We start from the raw sequence: 15658 nt of genomic DNA, 5'->3' as shown, positions 1-15658 counted from the left end.
ACTCCTGGGTTTGTGGGATGGGTTTCTGCAAACGCAATGTTCTTGCCCGGGCCGGGGGCCAGGGCGGCAGAGTCGGGGTGACAGGATTTGAACCTGCGACTTCCTGCTCCCAAAGCAGGCGCTCTAGCCAAGCTGAGCTACACCCCGTAAGTGCACAGGCAAGTCTACGGTGATACGCGCCGTGTTTGCACATTTGACACGTAGGCCATGAATTAGGTTTAGTTATATCCGGCTTGAACAGCCAGCCCGGAGTTGCCAGCCTGCCGGCTCTACGCAGTGCAGATGGTTCTTCTTTCGGGGACGTAGCTTAATGGTAAAGCCTCAGTCTTCCAAACTGATTACGCGGGTTCGATTCCCGTCGTCCCCTCCACAAGTAAAAGGCCCCTCAGCTGAGGGGCCTTTTTGTTGCGCCGCGGCCCACGGCCGGCCTGTCGCTCCTACGACTGCTGGCAGTACGGGCACCAGTAGAGCTTGCGCGCCACCAGTTCGGCCATCAGCACGGTGGTGCCGCATACCCTGCAGGGCAGGCCGTTCCGCTTGTAGACGAAGTGGGCGTTTTCCCTGGCAGGAAAGGTGTCGCTCTTGAGCGAGGCATTCTCCGCCGCAGCCCTGGCCGTCCTGCCGTCTCCGGACCAGTACCGCGGCGTTGTAGTGATGATCCGCCCGTCCGCCACGCCGTCGCTCATGACGGAGACGACGTCGCGCCACAGCCTGCGTGCCACAGCGTCAGGGACGTTGGTGCCCGGCAGCCACGGATCGAGCCGCCGCCGGAAGAGGACCTCCGCCCGGTAGACGTTGCCCACCCCGGCGATGACCTTCTGGTCCATCAGCAGCGCGGCCACCGGCGTTGTGCGGCTTCGGAGCGTCTCAGCAAACCGCCCGGCATCCCCCCGCCGGTTCACCAGCGGATCCGGACCCAGCCGGGCCAGGACGGCGCCGGCTTCGCCGGCGGTGATGGTTTCGCAGGTGGTCGCCCCCCGCAGGTCGGCCCAGCCGTTGCTGCCGACAATCCGGACCCGGACTGCCCCCACCGGCGCCGGCGGACCGGCGTACACAGTGGAATCGCCGCCGTCGCCGTCCCCGAAGGTCTCCTGCTCCCCCACCCGGCGCGGGGCACCGATGCTGGAGGACCCTGTAAACGTGCTGTCCCCGCCGAAGGTCCAGGCCCCGTAAAGGCCCAGGTGGACGTGCAGCACCAGCGTGTGGTCAAAATGCAGGAACAGGTGTTTTCCGTGCGCTTCGGCAGCAACGAGGGTGTGCCCGTCCAGCAGCGCGGCTCCACCGGTAAACCTGCCCTGCGGGCTGGACACCGAGAGCCGCTGGCCACCGAAGACGTCCCCGAACTGCCGCGCCAGGCGCCGCAGTGTATGCCCTTCCGGCACTACTCGATGACCTCACCGGTAGTTTCGTAGGCGGCGATTTTGCCAATCCGGCGGACGTGCCGTTCATCGTTGCTGAACGGCTCGGCCAGGAAGGCTTCGATCAGCTCCGTTGCTTCCTCAACCGTGTGCTGGCGGCCGCCCACGGCCACCACGTTGGCGTCGTTATGCTCCCGCGCGAGGGTGGCGGTGGAGTGGTTCCATGCCAGGGCTGCCCGGATGCCCTTGACCTTGTTGGCCGCGATCTGCTCGCCGTTTCCCGACCCGCCCAGGACGATGCCGAGCGCGTGCACGCCGGCCTGCTGGTCTGCCACCACTGCGAGGGCTGCGTTGATGCAGAACGACGGGTAGTCGTCCAAAGCGTCGTAAACCTTGGGACCGTGGTCCACCACTTCGTAGCCCTTGGCGGTGAGGTGGGAAACCAGGTGGGCGCTGAGTTCCATGCCTGCGTGGTCGGTGGCAATGTGGACCCGCGGGAAGGCAGGGGAAGAAGTCACGAGCAGAATCCGTTCGGTGTGGGCGCTGGCGGCCGGCACGGAAGGTGCGGGCCGTGGTCAACAACACCCACAAGAATACTAGGACTCGGGCTTGCCGGCCGCGGCCGAACCGCCTCCGCGGTGTGCCCTCGCGGCCACCCGGGTCAGGACTTCGGCGAGCCGTGCAGCGGAGTCCTCGCTTCCGCTGCTCACTGCCAGGCTCTGCCCGTCGGTCTTTTTCACGACGACGGCGGGGCCGCTGCTGACCAGCATGGCTGCCGTTCCACTGTGGTGCCGGTAGCCCCACCCGCCGTAGTCGGCAGCGCGGACGTCCGCTGCGCTGGCTGCCGAGATGGCGCCGGCGGGGACATCCATGACGGGGACGACGCCGGCCAGCAGGACTTTCAGGCCCCGCCGGTCCGCCTTGATCCTGGCACACAGGAAAGCCGCGCCGATAACGGCCAGGACCACGAGCAGCACCCCAAGCCAGGGCACGGCGATGGCAATCAACGCGGCCGGAAACAGCGAGGCTATGCCGATCATGACGAAAACAGAACTGCGGGCATGGACCCAAAGCCGGATGCTGTCCCGTGCCAAATCGGGATCCAGCTCCCTGGCGATGGCAAGCTGGAGGGCCCTGTCGTCATTGGACGACCACTGCTGGTCCGCCTTGTAGACGAAGCCCATAATCACCCCCAGGGACACGGCGGCTCCGCTTCCCAGCGCAAGCACGGTGAGGTCCACCCGGGACTCCCGGGCGTCCGCCAGGCCGGTCTGCCCAACAAGGCCCGCAGCGAGCGCCGTGGCGACGAAGAGGCACAGGAAAAGTCCGGCGCCCATCATGATCCGGCGCATGGGCACGGGCCGGCTGAGCGGAAGGGCCTGGAAGAGGACCAGCCAGCCCGCGGCCACAATCAGCAGGGCGCCCACCGAGACATAGGCGGGAAAAGGCGCGAAGGCGGCGCCGCCGTCGTCCGTCCACCGGATGGCGAGCGGCTCAGGAAGGTCCGGCCGAAGCAGAAAAGCACACACTGCGAACGCGGCCCCGACCACCAGCGGGAACCCCGCGACAAAGCGCAGGGCCTTGGTGTCCACCGACTCCATGAACTTCCCCATGATTTAACGCTACTCCCGACGCCGGCCGCTGACTTGGTACCTCTCTCCGTACCCACTGTGAGCTGCGCTACCTGTTCGGGGGTAAAGGAATGCAAGAATGAGCAGTGCCGCCGCTGGGCACCGCCAGCCGGCAGACGCCATTATTCCGGAGGCCCCACTTTGCCAGGTATGAATCTGACCCGCGCCGAAGCCCGTGAACGTGCCGAACTGATCACCGTCCAGTCCTACGATGTCAGCCTGGACCTGACCCGCGGCGGGAAGGTCTTTGGCAGCACCACCACCGTGAAGTTCAGCGCGGAAGCCGGAGCCTCCACCTTCATCGACGCCGTCACCGCTGCGGTTAACAGTGTCACGCTCAACGGCCGCAGCCTGGATCCGGACACGGTGGCGGACGGCGTCCGGATCCAACTGCCGGATCTCGCGGAGGACAACGAGCTCACCATCGTGGCTGATGCGCCCTACATGAACACCGGCGAAGGCCTGCACCGCTTCGTGGACCCGGTGGACAACGAGGTGTACCTCTATACGCAGTTCGAGGTCCCGGATTCACGCAGGATGTTCGCGGTGTTCGAGCAGCCGGACCTGAAGGCTGCCTTTACGTTCACGGTCACCGCGCCCTCGCACTGGGATATTATCTCCAACTCTCCCACGCCGGTGCCCGTGGAAACCACCCCCGCGGACGACGGCGGTGCCCGCTCCGTGTGGTCCTTCTCCCCCACTCCGCGGCTCTCCTCCTACGTCACTGCCCTGATCGCCGGTCCCTACCAGTCCGTGCGCAGCGAGGTGAAGAGTTCCGACGGCCGGGTCATTCCGCTGGGGGTCTTCACCCGGAAGTCCCTGATGCAGTACCTGGACGCGGAGAACATCTTCGAGCTGACCCGGCAGGGCTTTGAGTTCTTTGAGGTGCAGTTTGGCTGCCCCTACCCGTTCGAGAAGTACGACCAGCTCTTCGTTCCGGAATTCAACGCCGGCGCTATGGAGAACGCCGGAGCCGTGACCATCCTCGAAGGCTACGTTTTCCGCAGCAAGGTCACCGGGGCGCAGATCGAACGCCGGGCCATCACGGTCCTCCACGAGCTCGCGCACATGTGGTTCGGGGACCTGGTGACCATGCGCTGGTGGAACGACCTGTGGCTCAACGAGTCCTTTGCCGAGTACATGTCCCACCTCGCCGCCGTCGAGGCCACGGAGTTCACCAGCGCCTGGACCACCTTCGCGTCGGTGGAAAAATCCTGGGCCTACCGCCAGGACCAGCTGCCCACCACCCATCCCATTTTCGCTGACATCAACGACCTCCAGGATGTTGAGGTGAACTTCGACGGCATCACGTACGCCAAGGGCGCCTCCGTCCTCCGCCAGCTGGTGGCGTGGGTGGGACCGGAGCAGTTCATGGCCGGGGTCCGTGAGTACTTCGCCAAGCATTCCTGGCAGAACACCGAGTTAAGCGATCTTATGGTTGAGCTGGAAAAGGCCAGCGGACGCGACCTGGACGACTGGGGCCGGCAATGGCTGGAGACAGCCGGCGTCAACACCCTCAAGCCGGACCTGGAAGTGGGCAGCGACGGGCTGCTCACCTCGTTCGCGATCCTGCAGTCCGCCGTCGAGGAGTGGCCCACCATCCGTCCGCACCGGCTGGCGGTGGGGTTTTACAACCTGAACGACGCCGGAAAGCTTGAGCGGGTGCACCGCGAGGAACTGGACGTGGACGGTGTCCGCACCGAGGTGCCTGCCCTGACGGGGATGGCACAGCCGGACCTGATCCTGGTGAACGACGACGACCTTGCCTACGCCAAGGTCCGGCTGGATGAAAGGTCCCTTGCCACCGCCACCGCCCATCTCAAGGACTTCAGCCAGAGCCTGCCGCGGACGCTGGTGTGGAACTCCGCCTGGGACGCCGCCCGGGATGGTGAGACCCCTGCACGGCGTTACGTGGAACTGGTCCTCGCCAACGTGGCCGCCGAGTCCGACTCCTCGGTGATCCTTGTCCAGCTCCGCCAGCTGGCCACCACCCTGAACTTCTACGTGGCTGAGGAGCACCGGGAGGCAACCACCGCGGCCGCGGCGGACCGGCTCTGGGAGCTGGCCTCCGAGGTACCCGCCGGCTCGGACGCCCAGCTGCAGTTCGTGAAATCCTTCGCCTTGCTGGCTGGCAACGGAAGCCAGCTGGACATCGTGGCGGGTCTCCTCGACGGTTCGCTGGTCCTGGACGGGCTGGCCGTTGACCAGGACCTGCGCTGGGAACTCCTGACGTCGCTGGTGGTGGGCGGCCGCCTGGGCCAGGACGGCATCGATGCCGAGCTTGCCCGGGACCACACGTCCACCGGACAGAACGCCGCCGCGCAGGCCAAAGCTGCAATTCCCACCCCCGAGGCGAAGGCCGCTGCCTGGGATTCGATCGTGGTGAAGGGCGAGCTGTCCAATGCCCTTCAGGGCTCCGCGGTCAGCGGGTTTATGCGCGTCCTGGACCGGTCGCTGCTGGAGCCCTACGCGGAAAAGTATTTCCAGGCGGTGCCCGCCATCGTCGAGACTCGGACCCACGCCCTTGCCCAGCAAATCGTCGTCGGGCTCTACCCCGCGCTGCTGACCACGCAGGCGACAGTTGATCGAACGGACGGCTTCCTGGCATTAATTCCGCCCCACAGCGCCGCCCTGCGCCGGATGATGCTGGAAAATCGCGACGGCGTTGCCAGGGCCCTGCGTGCCCGCGCCGCTGATGTCCTGCCCGGCGAAGCAGGGCCGGGCCTGTGAATTTCGGTGAGCACCACTATGCGTTGACGGTGCAGTGGACGGGCAACCAGGGGGAAGGGACGTCGTCGTACCGCGGCTATCTGCGGGACCACGACATCCTGATTCCCGGACTGCCGGTCCTCAAGGGTTCGGCCGATCCCACCTTCCACGGCGACCGGGCGCGCTACAACCCGGAGCAGCTGCTTCTCGCCGCCCTGGCGCAGTGCCACATGCTTTCCTTCCTGCACGTGGCGGTGAAGCACGGGGTGGTGGTGACGGACTACCGGGACGAGGCCGCCGGGCTGATGAAGCTCAACAGGGACGGCAGCGGCCAGTTCGAACGGGTGACGCTGCACCCGCAGGTTACGGTGGCAGACGAACAGCACGTGGCGATGGCCGCGCAGCTCCACCATGAAGCCAACCAGGTGTGCTTTATTGCCCGCAGCGTGAACTTTCCCGTGGAACACATGCCGGTGACGGTGGCGGCCTAGGACTGCCCGGGGCCTCCTGCCAGGCGTCAGCTTGTGTGTCCGCCCTGCAGGAGCCCAACCAGCCGCTTTTCCGTTTCCGGAGTTAGGCCCGCCTTGCGGGGCCGGTTCAGTCCGAGGCGGCGTTCATCAGCCAGCGCGTCGGCGAGTGTCTCCTGCCAGGGCCGGATCTTCAGGCCGGCATCAACGGCAGCCTTGTTGCTCCTGGCCATAAACCCCTCATGCCGGGGAGGGAGCCAGAGGGGCAGCGAGTCGGGCCCCGCCCAGTAGCCGACGCCCTGGTCCACGAGCCAGTCCCCGGCCGCCGGCACCACCTCGCCGCCATGGCCCGCCGCCTGCCGGGACGCTCTGATGTACTCCCCGAACGGTACCTGGTCCCCCAGCGCGTTCAGCGTTCCAGTGGTCCCCTGTTCTGCCGCGAGCAGGATCCAGGCGGCGAGGTCCCGTACATCGATGACTTGGGTGGCGTGGCTGTTGATGGCAGGGACGATGGCGGGACGGCCGTCCCGGGCAAAGCGGGCCGGCCAGTACCCGTAGCGGTCGGAACCGTCACCCGGTCCGCCGATCAGGCCCGCACGGCACACATGCGCTTTTCCGCCCGTTGCCCTGACGGTGGACTGCTCGATGGCGGCTTTGGACTCACCGTAGGTTTCCGGCGTCGAAGGAGTACCCGGCGCCAGCGGCGGGAGGAGGCCGGCGTCCTCAGCCGCGCCGGGAACCGATGCGTCGGCATAGACGGAGCAACTGGAGACGAAGGTCCAGTGGGCGGTGCGGTGGGCGATGGCGTCCAGCGCTTCGGTTGCGGGCACCGGATCGCGGGCGACGTCAATGACCTCATCCCACTTCCCCTTGACGCCGCGGTAGGCATCGGGACCGAGAGAGCGGTCAGCTTTCAGCCACGCCGCTCCCTCCGGAGGATCAGCCGCGGAACCACGGGCAAGGCACGTGACCTGATGCCCCCCGGCAACGGCCTGGCGGACAATTTCTGCTGACAGGAAGGCCGTCCCGCCGAGCACAAGAATACGCATGCAGCCACGCTACGGCGCTAGGGTTGAAGGAGAACAGAGCCTTCCGCGCCGGGCGAAACCGGCGCTCCGGAACCCTATCCCGGCGCCGCCGGGGAACCCCAGGAGTATTTCCCACCTATGGTCAGCATGTTGTCGATCCTTCCTTCCGCCGCCACCGCGCCCGACGGCATCAGCATCACGGGCATTGTGATCAGCCTCGGGGTGGGCGTTGCCATCTGGCTGGCTGCCACCTTTGTCATTTCCCGGATCACCACCCGCGTGGCCGCAGGCAGCAACTTCTTCAAGCGGCCCACGTTCAAGTGGGCGGCGCCGGCACTGCGCGCCCTGGACCATGAACGGCGGGTCCAGCGCGCGGAAACGATCGGTTCGCTGCTGAACAGCATCGTGGGCGTGCTGGTGGTGGTCATCACCAGCATGTATGTCCTGCAGAACCTGGACATCAACATCGCCCCGCTCCTCACCAGTGTGGGTATTTTGGGTGTAGCCATCGGTTTCGGCGCCCAACAGCTGATCCGCGACTTCCTCGCCGGGATTTTTATTACCATTGAAGACCAGTACGGAATCGGCGATGTCATCGAAACCAGCGAAGTTGTTGGTGTTGTGGAGTCCATGGGCCTGCGCATCACCCGCGTGCGGTCCGACGACGGCGCCATCTGGTACCTGCGCAACGGGGAGATCCTCCGCGTAGGCAACCGGTCCCAGGGCAACTACGTGCCGCTGCACGAGGGACCGGACGGCACCACGGACCAGGCAAGCGATCACGGCACCGAAATCAAAAAGACTGACCAAAAGGCCGGAGACTAGCAAATGACCATCCCCATCGAACCGCAGCGGCCCCGCCAGCTGATGCAGAACGATCCGTTCAGCCGGCCCGGCTACACCGACAACTTTTATGAAGCCGTGGGCGGCCACGAAACCTTCGTTAAACTGATTGACGTCTTTTACGACGGCGTCGCAACGGATCCGCTGCTGCGCCCGATGTACCCGGAAGAGGGCCTGGCCCCGGCCAAACGGCGGTTCCTGATGTTCCTGGAACAGTACTGGGGCGGGCCCACCACCTACGGGGAAGAGCGCGGCCACCCCCGGCTGCGCATGCGCCACATGCCCTTCACGGTGACGCCCGAAGCCAAGGACCGCTGGCTCTTCCACATGCGCACGGCGGTGGACGCACTCGAACTGCCGCCGCTGTATGAGGGAACCCTTTGGGACTACATGGAGCGTGCAGCGCTGTCCATGGTCAACAGCCCGGCCGGCTAGCCGGTCGCAGGCTGGCGCGGCTGCCCCTGCGCGGCGCCCCTGCCGTCAGAGAAGCCCGCTTCCCGTCCGCGCCAGGACGTGCCCGCGCGGGCCGCTGAGACGGAACCAGCGGCCGGCGCGGTAGAGCTTCTGTTCGCCGGCCGCAAGGAAACCAAGGGCCAGGGCGGCAAAGGCGGCGCCGGCCGGCAGTCCGGAGTTATCGAGTTCCCTGCCCCACACCGCAGCCCGGGCGTTGTTGACGATCAGCGCCCCGGGCTTCTCCGGCACAATTCCTGCCACTTCCCCGATCCCTGCTTCTGCAGCCGTCCGCAGGGACGCATCGCTTCGCGAACCCAGCAGTTCCCACCCGCTGCGGGGGGCCCCGACACCGGTCCAGGACTCCGTGACGGTGGACGGCGGCACCGGCAGCTCGACGTCGTCCTGGCCCGCCCGCGCGATGCGGTCCAGCACCGCCGCCAGCGGAACAGTGACATCGGTGCCCGACGGTTCAGCCAGCGCCATGGTCCGCAGTCCCAGGATGGTGGGGGTCGATTCACCAAGCACCCGCGGCCGCAGCACGCAGACGTACGCGGCGAGAACGGAACCTGCCGCCTGAAGCCGGATGGCGCCGTCGTTAATGGTTTTCGCGCGCGTGGCGAAGGTTTTCAGGTCGGCGAGATCCTGCGGATCAGCGAACCGGAAGGAGGAGGTGAGTAGATCAGACACACCAAGAACACTACCGGCTGCACCTTTGTTGAGCGGTGCCGGGGCGCCGTCTAGAGTCAAACCATGACTGAAGCCGACGCCGAAATCCTGGCGCTTCCCAGCGAAGACCCCACCTCATCGCTCATCTCCCTGCTTGACCTTGGCGAGCTGGAGGGCGCCCGGACCGATGAGGACATCTTCCTGGGCCCGTCCCAGCAGCAGCCCCACCACCGGGTCTTCGGCGGACAGGTGCTGGCGCAGTCACTGATTGCGTCCATCCGGACCGTTGACCCTGCACGGTTTGTCCATTCCATGCACGGTTACTTCCTCCGCCCCGGGGATGCCAACAAGCCCATCACCTTCGGAGTCCAGCGCCTCCGCGACGGCCGGTCTTTTTCAGCCCGCCGGGTGCACGCATACCAGGAAGGCGTGCCCATCCTGTCGATGATTGCCTCGTTCCAAGGCGAGGACGAAGGCGTTGAGCACGGGTCCGTAATGCCCGGCGGCATTCCCGACCCGGAGTCACTGCCCAGCACGGCCGACCTGCTGGGCCAGTTCGACCACCCTGTGGCGCGGCACTGGGCCTATGAGCGGCCCTTCGACATCCGGCACGTTGACCCGCCGCTGTATGTATCGGCAAAAGGTGAAAGGGAAGCACGCAATGCGGTGTGGATGAAGACCTTCGGCCCTATGCCGGACAACCCCAACCTGCACCGCGCCGCCTTGGCTTACGCCAGTGATTACACCCTGCTGGAGTCCATCCTGCGCCGGCACGGGCTCAGCTGGATTACTCCCGGAATGAACGTGGCCAGCCTGGACCATGCCATGTGGTGGCACCGTCCCGCGCGGGTGGACGAGTGGCTGCTGTACGTCCAGGAATCGCCGAGCGCCCAGGGTGCGCGCGGGCTCGCAACCGGCAAAATCTTCAACCAGGCCGGACAGCACGTGGCCTCGGTGGCACAGGAAGGGATGGTCCGTGTGCCCACCGACCTGAAAAACAAGGTTGCGGGTGCATTCCAGTCAAAGGTGATGGAGCACCGGATCCGGAAAGCCGGCCGGGGCTAGCCTTCCGGTCTTCAGTCCCGGCCGGCTGTGCAGACGGCGCTCGGCCAGAGGCAGTTTTCGGGGGCTGCGTCCGGGGAACCGCAAACAGGCCGGGTAAAACGCAAACAGGCCGGCACCCGTGGGTGCCGGCCTGTTTCTGCCTGTAGCCGGTAACGCTTTTGCGTTCCCGGCGCCGGAGACGGTCAGTCGCGGGTCAGACGGCGGTGCGTCACGCGGTGCGGCTTAGCCGCATCCGGGCCAAGGCGCTCCACCTTGTTTTCCTCGTACGATTCGAAGTTGCCCTCGAACCAGTACCACTTGGACGGATTTTCCTCGTCACCTTCGTAGGCCAGGATGTGGGTTGCCACCCGGTCCAGGAACCAGCGGTCGTGCGAGACCACCACGGCGCAGCCGGGGAATTCCAGCAGGGCATTCTCCAGGCTGCTGAGGGTTTCGACGTCAAGGTCGTTGGTGGGCTCATCGAGAAGCAGCAGGTTTCCGCCCTGCTTGAGGGTCAGCGCAAGATTCAGCCGGTTGCGCTCACCACCGGAGAGCACACCTGCCTTCTTCTGCTGGTCCGGGCCCTTGAAGCCGAAAGCGGCGACATAGGCGCGGGAGGGCATCTCCACATGGCCTACCTGGATGAAGTCCAGGCCATCCGATACGACTTCCCACAGGGTCTTGTTGGGGTCGATGCCGCCGCGGCTCTGGTCGGCGTAGGAGATCTTGACGGAGTCACCGATTTTCAGGTCGCCGCCGTCCAGCGGTTCCAGTCCCACGATGGTCTTGAACAGGGTGGTCTTGCCGACGCCGTTGGGGCCGATAACACCTACGATGCCGTTGCGGGGCAGGCTGAAGGTCAGCCCGTCGATCAGTGTCCGGTCCTCGAAACCCTTCTGCAGGTTCTTGGCCTCGAGCACCAGGCCGCCCAGGCGGGGTCCCGGCGGGATCTGAATTTCTTCGAAGTCCAGCTTGCGGGTGCGGTCTGCTTCTGCAGCCATCTCCTCGTAGCGGGCCAGACGGGCCTTGGACTTGGTCTGGCGGCCCTTGGCGTTGGAGCGCACCCACTCAAGTTCCTCGCTGAGGCGCTTGGCCTGCTTGGCATCCTTCTTGCCCTGGATCTCCAGGCGCGCACGCTTCTTCTCCAGGTACGTGGAGTAGTTGCCCTCGTACGGGTACAGGTGGCCGCGGTCCACTTCGGCGATCCATTCCGCTACGTGGTCCAGGAAGTAGCGGTCGTGGGTGACGGCCAGGACTGCGCCGGCGTAGGTGGAAAGGTGCTGTTCGAGCCACAGCACGCTCTCTGCGTCCAGGTGGTTGGTGGGCTCGTCCAGGAGCAGCAGGTCCGGCTTCTGCAGGAGCAGCTTGCACAGGGCAACACGGCGACGCTCACCACCGGAAAGGTTGGTGACGTCGGCGTCGGCCGGAGGGCAACGGAGCGCGTCCATGGCCTGCTCCAGCTGGGAGTCCAGGTCCCATGCGTCCGCGGCGTCGATGGCTTCCTGCAGGTGTCCCATTTCCTCGAGGAGGGTGTCGTAGTCAGCATCCGGGCTGGCCATTTCCTCCGAGATTTCGTTGAAGCGCTGGATCTTGCCGTAGATCTCACCGACACCTTCCTGGACGTTGCCCAGGACGGTTTTTTCTTCGTTCAGGGGTGGTTCCTGGAGGAGAATGCCTACGGTGTAGCCGGGGCTGAGCCGGGCCTCGCCATTCGAGGGAGTGTCCAGCCCTGCCATGATCTTGAGGATGGTGGACTTACCGGCACCGTTCGGGCCCACAACACCAATCTTGGCGCCGGGAAAGAAGGACATGCTTACGTCGTCCAGAATGAGTTTTTCGCCAACGGCTTTTCGGGCCTTGGTCATTGTGTAGATAAATTCCGCCATGGTTCCAAATCTAGTGGGTTGGCGGGCATATCTCACATTCGGTGCGCCCGGATCAGGAGCCTACAAAGCACTTGCCGCTGGCCAGCACCGGAAGAACGGTCACCGTGACCGCACCTTCCCGGACCTGCCCGATGACACAGTCCCGGCCCTGCAGCACCGAGGCTTCGATGGCGTCAGCCTCCAGGCCAGTGGGGGTCCGGCTCTGGGAAACCTGCAAAGAAGCAGGCGCGATGCCCGCTCCGGTCAGGGCGTCCGTGACCTGGGCGGTGGCCGGCTTCGGTGATCCCGCAGCCAGACGTTCAAGGGCATCCGTCACGGTTTTCCTGACCGTTTCGGTGGCGGCGGCGTCTGCGTCAGCTGCCCGCTGCCCTCCGGGTCTCTCTGCCGGTGGTTCAGTATACGCTGTCCCGGGTGCGGCCGTGCCTGCGGCACTGCCGGCGGTGGTTGGCGCGGCGATCACTGGTTCGGTTGCCCCGGGTTGGAGGACCGACTGCCCCCCGCCCACGCATCCTGCCAGCACGGCAGCCAGCGCGGCTCCGGCGACTGCTGCCACCAGGGGACGCGCGGCGAGGACCGGAGCGGAAGGAGCGGCCGATGATAAACCTGACATACGTTCTTGCCGGTGGTCAGGAGTGGTCCGCATGGTGTCATTCTGCCATGCGGTCCGGCGGCGGATGCGCGGCCTGGGCGGGCAAGGCGTGGCCGGGGGTGCCGCGGTCCTGCCCGCCCAGGAATTTAAGGGCGACGTTGATACAGGGAATGCCTAGACTCCGGATTCGGCCAGTTCCCCCGTCTCCAGATCCAGCGCGAGCAGCTCGCCGTTGCTGTCTTCGATGTAGGCTGCGGCCGGATCGCCGTCGCCGGGAAGCTCTTCTTCGTTGTCCTCCGGCTGGTCGAAGGGACCGTCCGGGTTGCGGTGGGGATCGGCCTCGAACCCCGGTTCCTGTTCCACAAGCGAGAGGAGTGGCTTGGTGGAGGACCGGGTGAAATTTGCCGTGCCCCAGGTGAGATCGTGGCCCACGGCGTCAGCGTCAATGGTGTGTGAGTAGTAGACCCGGCCGTCCTTTTCCCAGCTCCGGATCTTCAGCTTCCCCACCACAATGACTGGCTGGCCTTTCCTGATGCTGCAGCCCATGCTTCCCGCCAGGTGCCGGTAGCCCTGAACCAGGAACCAGTTCGTGTGGCCGTCCGACCATGTGCCCGATTCCTTGTCATAGCGGCGGGAGTTGGATCCGATGCGGAAGGAGGCGGTGGCCACTCCCCCCGTTGTGGTGGAGCTCTTGATCTCGGTGGCAACGAAGCCCCGGATCGTTATGGTGTCGCTCATCTCTTCGTCCTGTCTCCTAGTGATGCCTTAGCAGGCAAAACCAGCATCGCGCCCGCGCCGGGCGCGGCGGGAGGCAGCACTTTCCCTATGTGCACAACTCTGCCCCTGGTGTGCCTGTGGAGGAAGAGTCCGCCGCTGCACGCAGTGACGGCACCTGCACTCCAGGCAATGTAAACTTTTTGAGGCGCCGGACTTCAGCTCCGGAGCCATTTGCCTCAGTAGCTCAGGGGATAGAGCAGCGGCCTTCTAATCCGCCGGTCGGGGGTTCGATTCCCTCCTGGGGCACTTCGAGAAGCGGCTTTGGCCTGCGGGATGCAGGCGAAAGCCGCTTCCTGTGTGTTCTGCCCGGGTCCGTAGTCAGCGGCGCACGCCAACGGTGGCGCGATGCTAGGACTGCAGCCGGTGCGGTGCTTCCAGGAGGGACCGCACCACACTGCCGGCGGCCCCCAGCAGGGCGCCATTCTCCCCGGCGGCAGCCGTGGTGATGTGCTCGGGCAGAAACTTCCCCGGCGCATACCGGCTGAGGCTGTCCAGCAGCGGCGGGCGCAGCCACCGCTCGAGGACGGCGAAGTGCCCACCGAGCACCACCGCCCTGATATCCACCACCCGCGATGCGGACGCAACGGCCACGCCCAAGGACTGCCCGGCTTTCCGGACGGCCAGCAGCGCGGCGGGTTCGCCGGCGGAGAGCGCTTTTGTCAGGGCAGACATGCTTTCCGACCTCGATTGCCGTTTGGCTGCTATGCCCGCCGCTGAAAAAATGGCGTCCTGCCCCGCTACAGTCTCCAGGCAGCCTGTCCCGCCGCAGGAGCAGGCGCTGCCGTCAGGGTCGACAACTATATGGCCCACCTCCCCCGCATGCCCTTCCGGGCCGGTGAAGAGCTCAGACCTGATGATCAGCCCGCCGCCGACGCCCACTTCGCCGGAGATGAAGAGGAAGTCCTTCCTGCCACTGGCGCCGCGGGCCAACTCCGCAAGGGCAGCAGCATTGGCTTCATTGAAGAGCCTGACACCCAATGGCAGGCCGGGGAGCAAACCGGCAACGTCAAGCTTTGCGTCCCGCCAGCCCAGGTTAGGGGCAGTGATGACGGTGGAAGTCCCGTCGTCGACAAGTCCAGGAACCGCGAGTCCTCCGCCCAGGATTTCGACCCCCTTCGCCGAGGCCGCCTTCCGCACGCCGGCGGCCACCGCTGCCAGGGCAGTCATCACCGCCCCACTGGCACTGTCCCGGTTATCCAGTTCCCGGATCTCCTGAACCACTTCGGCTCCGGTCAGATCCGTAACGCCCGCGGCAATGTAGTCAACGTTGATTTCCATGCCCATAACGCCCCGCGCCGGATTCATTTCCAGCCCCACGCCCGGCCGGCCCCGTTCACCCTGGGGGTTCAGGCCTAATTCCCGCAGGATTCCGGCGTCGAGGAGGTCCAGGACAATGCTTGATACTGACGCCTTGGTCAGCCCGGTGGCGGCGGCAATCTGGGCCCGGGTGAGGTGGGACGCCGTGGAGGACGCGGCCACCGTGCTGAGGACCAGGGCAAGGTTGCTCCTGCGTACGTCTCCCATGCTGCCCGGGGCTGCGGCATTGGACGGTGCAGGCGCTGTGGCCGTGTTCGCCATGCCGGTCTCCCTCATCGATACGGGACCGTTGTCGGGTTCCCAATTTGCTATTGACCCTAGCGTACCGATGGTTATATAGTTCAGGCAATAAACTAACTGGCCGGACAATCGGCGCAACCGAGTGCAAGGACGCATCATGACTCTTTCCCCTACCCCTGCTGATAAGTTCACTTTTGGTCTGTGGACTGTGGGCTGGACCGGTGCTGACCCGTTTGGTGTGGCAACCCGTGCGGCGCTGGATCCGGTAGAGGCGGTGCACCGGCTCGCTGAGCTGGGCGCGTATGGCATCACGTTCCACGACAATGACCTGGTTCCCTTTGAGGCCACGGCCTCGGAGCGGGAGCTGATCCTGAAGAACTTCAAGGCGGCGCTGGCCGAGACCGGTTTGAAGGTCCCGATGGTGACCACGAACCTGTTCAGCCACCCGGTGTTCAAGGACGGCGGGTTCACCTCCAATGACCGTTCCATCCGCCGCTTTGCCCTGTCCAAGGTTTTGCGGAACATCGATTCGGCCGCGGAGTTCGGCGCCGAGACGTTCGTGATGTGGGGCGGGCGTGAAGGCAGCGAATACGACGGGTCCAAGGACCTCGCCGCGGCCCTGGACCGGATGCGCGAGGGTGTGGACACCG

At 65.6% G+C, this 15658-nt stretch carries 16 protein-coding genes and 3 tRNA genes; 9 read left to right on the top strand and 10 right to left on the bottom strand.

Going from position 1 to position 15658, the window contains the following annotated elements:
- Window positions 1-72 precede the first annotated feature (72 nt).
- A tRNA-Pro gene (locus AC5RVN_RS03560) sits at window positions 73-147 on the bottom strand.
- Between the two features lie 149 nt (window positions 148-296).
- Between AC5RVN_RS03560 and AC5RVN_RS03555 the strand changes: the two genes are divergently transcribed.
- Window positions 297-370: transfer RNA gene (locus tag AC5RVN_RS03555), tRNA-Gly, on the top strand.
- Between the two features lie 67 nt (window positions 371-437).
- Here the strand turns inward: AC5RVN_RS03555 and AC5RVN_RS03550 are convergent.
- From AC5RVN_RS03550 to AC5RVN_RS03540, 3 genes are all read right to left on the bottom strand, one after another.
- Complete coding sequence (locus AC5RVN_RS03550; RefSeq protein ID WP_494104893.1) at window positions 438-1382, bottom strand: Fpg/Nei family DNA glycosylase; 945 nt, start codon at window positions 1380-1382, stop codon at window positions 438-440.
- A complete protein-coding gene (locus tag AC5RVN_RS03545; RefSeq protein ID WP_494039901.1) occupies window positions 1382-1876 on the bottom strand; it encodes a ribose-5-phosphate isomerase in 495 nt (164 codons plus the stop codon). The genes AC5RVN_RS03550 and AC5RVN_RS03545 overlap by 1 nt, the downstream gene beginning before the upstream one ends.
- A 78-nt stretch (window positions 1877-1954) precedes the next feature.
- Complete coding sequence (locus AC5RVN_RS03540; protein ID WP_494039902.1) at window positions 1955-2971, bottom strand: hypothetical protein; 1017 nt, start codon at window positions 2969-2971, stop codon at window positions 1955-1957.
- 168 nt (window positions 2972-3139) lie between these two features.
- Between AC5RVN_RS03540 and pepN the strand changes: the two genes are divergently transcribed.
- Entirely contained in the window at window positions 3140-5719 is a 2580-nt protein-coding gene (gene pepN / locus AC5RVN_RS03535; protein ID WP_494137105.1) for an aminopeptidase N, read from the top strand.
- Window positions 5716-6189, top strand: a complete 474-nt coding sequence (locus AC5RVN_RS03530) for an OsmC family protein (RefSeq protein WP_494039904.1) — start codon at window positions 5716-5718, stop codon at window positions 6187-6189. Before pepN ends, AC5RVN_RS03530 begins: the two co-directional genes overlap by 4 nt.
- A gap of 26 nt (window positions 6190-6215) precedes the next feature.
- Here the strand turns inward: AC5RVN_RS03530 and AC5RVN_RS03525 are convergent, their stop codons facing one another.
- Window positions 6216-7214, bottom strand: a complete 999-nt coding sequence (locus AC5RVN_RS03525; RefSeq protein ID WP_494137104.1) for an NAD-dependent epimerase/dehydratase family protein — start codon at window positions 7212-7214, stop codon at window positions 6216-6218.
- 117 nt (window positions 7215-7331) lie between these two features.
- Between AC5RVN_RS03525 and AC5RVN_RS03520 the strand changes: the two genes are divergently transcribed.
- Together AC5RVN_RS03520 and AC5RVN_RS03515 are read left to right on the top strand one after the other, a co-directional pair.
- A complete protein-coding gene (locus AC5RVN_RS03520) occupies window positions 7332-8018 on the top strand; it encodes a mechanosensitive ion channel family protein (RefSeq protein ID WP_494137103.1) in 687 nt (228 codons plus the stop codon).
- 3 nt (window positions 8019-8021) lie between these two features.
- Entirely contained in the window at window positions 8022-8471 is a 450-nt protein-coding gene (locus AC5RVN_RS03515; protein WP_494137102.1) for a globin, read from the top strand.
- Between the two features lie 45 nt (window positions 8472-8516).
- On the opposite strand, the gene AC5RVN_RS03510 is transcribed toward AC5RVN_RS03515, so the two are convergent.
- Window positions 8517-9176 carry a DUF8185 domain-containing protein gene (locus tag AC5RVN_RS03510; RefSeq protein ID WP_494137101.1) on the bottom strand — a complete coding sequence of 220 codons (660 nt, stop codon included), beginning with the start codon at window positions 9174-9176 and terminating at the stop codon, window positions 8517-8519.
- A 63-nt stretch (window positions 9177-9239) separates the two neighbouring features.
- Here AC5RVN_RS03510 and AC5RVN_RS03505 point away from each other — a divergent pair, with 63 nt between their 5' ends.
- On the top strand, window positions 9240-10220 hold the full coding sequence (locus AC5RVN_RS03505; RefSeq protein WP_494137100.1) for an acyl-CoA thioesterase: 981 nt from the start codon (window positions 9240-9242) through the stop codon (window positions 10218-10220).
- 182 nt (window positions 10221-10402) lie between these two features.
- On the opposite strand, the gene ettA is transcribed toward AC5RVN_RS03505, so the two are convergent.
- Window positions 10403-12085, bottom strand: coding sequence for an energy-dependent translational throttle protein EttA (gene ettA / locus AC5RVN_RS03500; protein WP_494039910.1), 1683 nt, complete (start codon window positions 12083-12085; stop codon window positions 10403-10405).
- A gap of 52 nt (window positions 12086-12137) precedes the next feature.
- Window positions 12138-12728 carry a DUF6993 domain-containing protein gene (locus AC5RVN_RS03495; RefSeq protein WP_494137099.1) on the bottom strand — a complete coding sequence of 197 codons (591 nt, stop codon included), beginning with the start codon at window positions 12726-12728 and terminating at the stop codon, window positions 12138-12140.
- Between AC5RVN_RS03495 and AC5RVN_RS03490 the strand changes: the two genes are divergently transcribed.
- Entirely contained in the window at window positions 12727-12852 is a 126-nt protein-coding gene (locus AC5RVN_RS03490; RefSeq protein WP_494137098.1) for a hypothetical protein, read from the top strand. The two genes, AC5RVN_RS03495 and AC5RVN_RS03490, sit on opposite strands and share 2 nt — an antisense overlap.
- Here the strand turns inward: AC5RVN_RS03490 and AC5RVN_RS03485 are convergent.
- On the bottom strand, window positions 12849-13412 hold the full coding sequence (locus AC5RVN_RS03485) for a single-stranded DNA-binding protein (RefSeq protein ID WP_494137097.1): 564 nt from the start codon (window positions 13410-13412) through the stop codon (window positions 12849-12851). The two genes, AC5RVN_RS03490 and AC5RVN_RS03485, sit on opposite strands and share 4 nt — an antisense overlap.
- Window positions 13413-13624: 212 nt before the next feature.
- Between AC5RVN_RS03485 and AC5RVN_RS03480 the strand changes: the two genes are divergently transcribed.
- Window positions 13625-13697: transfer RNA gene (locus AC5RVN_RS03480), tRNA-Arg, on the top strand.
- A gap of 102 nt (window positions 13698-13799) precedes the next feature.
- On the opposite strand, the gene AC5RVN_RS03475 is transcribed toward AC5RVN_RS03480, so the two are convergent.
- Window positions 13800-15029, bottom strand: coding sequence for an ROK family protein (locus tag AC5RVN_RS03475; protein WP_494137096.1), 1230 nt, complete (start codon window positions 15027-15029; stop codon window positions 13800-13802).
- 136 nt (window positions 15030-15165) lie between these two features.
- On the opposite strand from AC5RVN_RS03475, the gene AC5RVN_RS03470 reads away from it, so the two are divergent.
- Window positions 15166-15658, top strand: a 493-nt coding sequence (locus AC5RVN_RS03470; RefSeq protein WP_494137095.1) for a TIM barrel protein, incomplete at its 3' end; no start/stop codon positions are given.

This window comes from Arthrobacter sp. sptzw32 (assembly GCF_059089735.1).
Note: the sequence above shows the minus strand (reverse complement) of the source record. Positions and strands in the feature narration are given on the sequence as shown.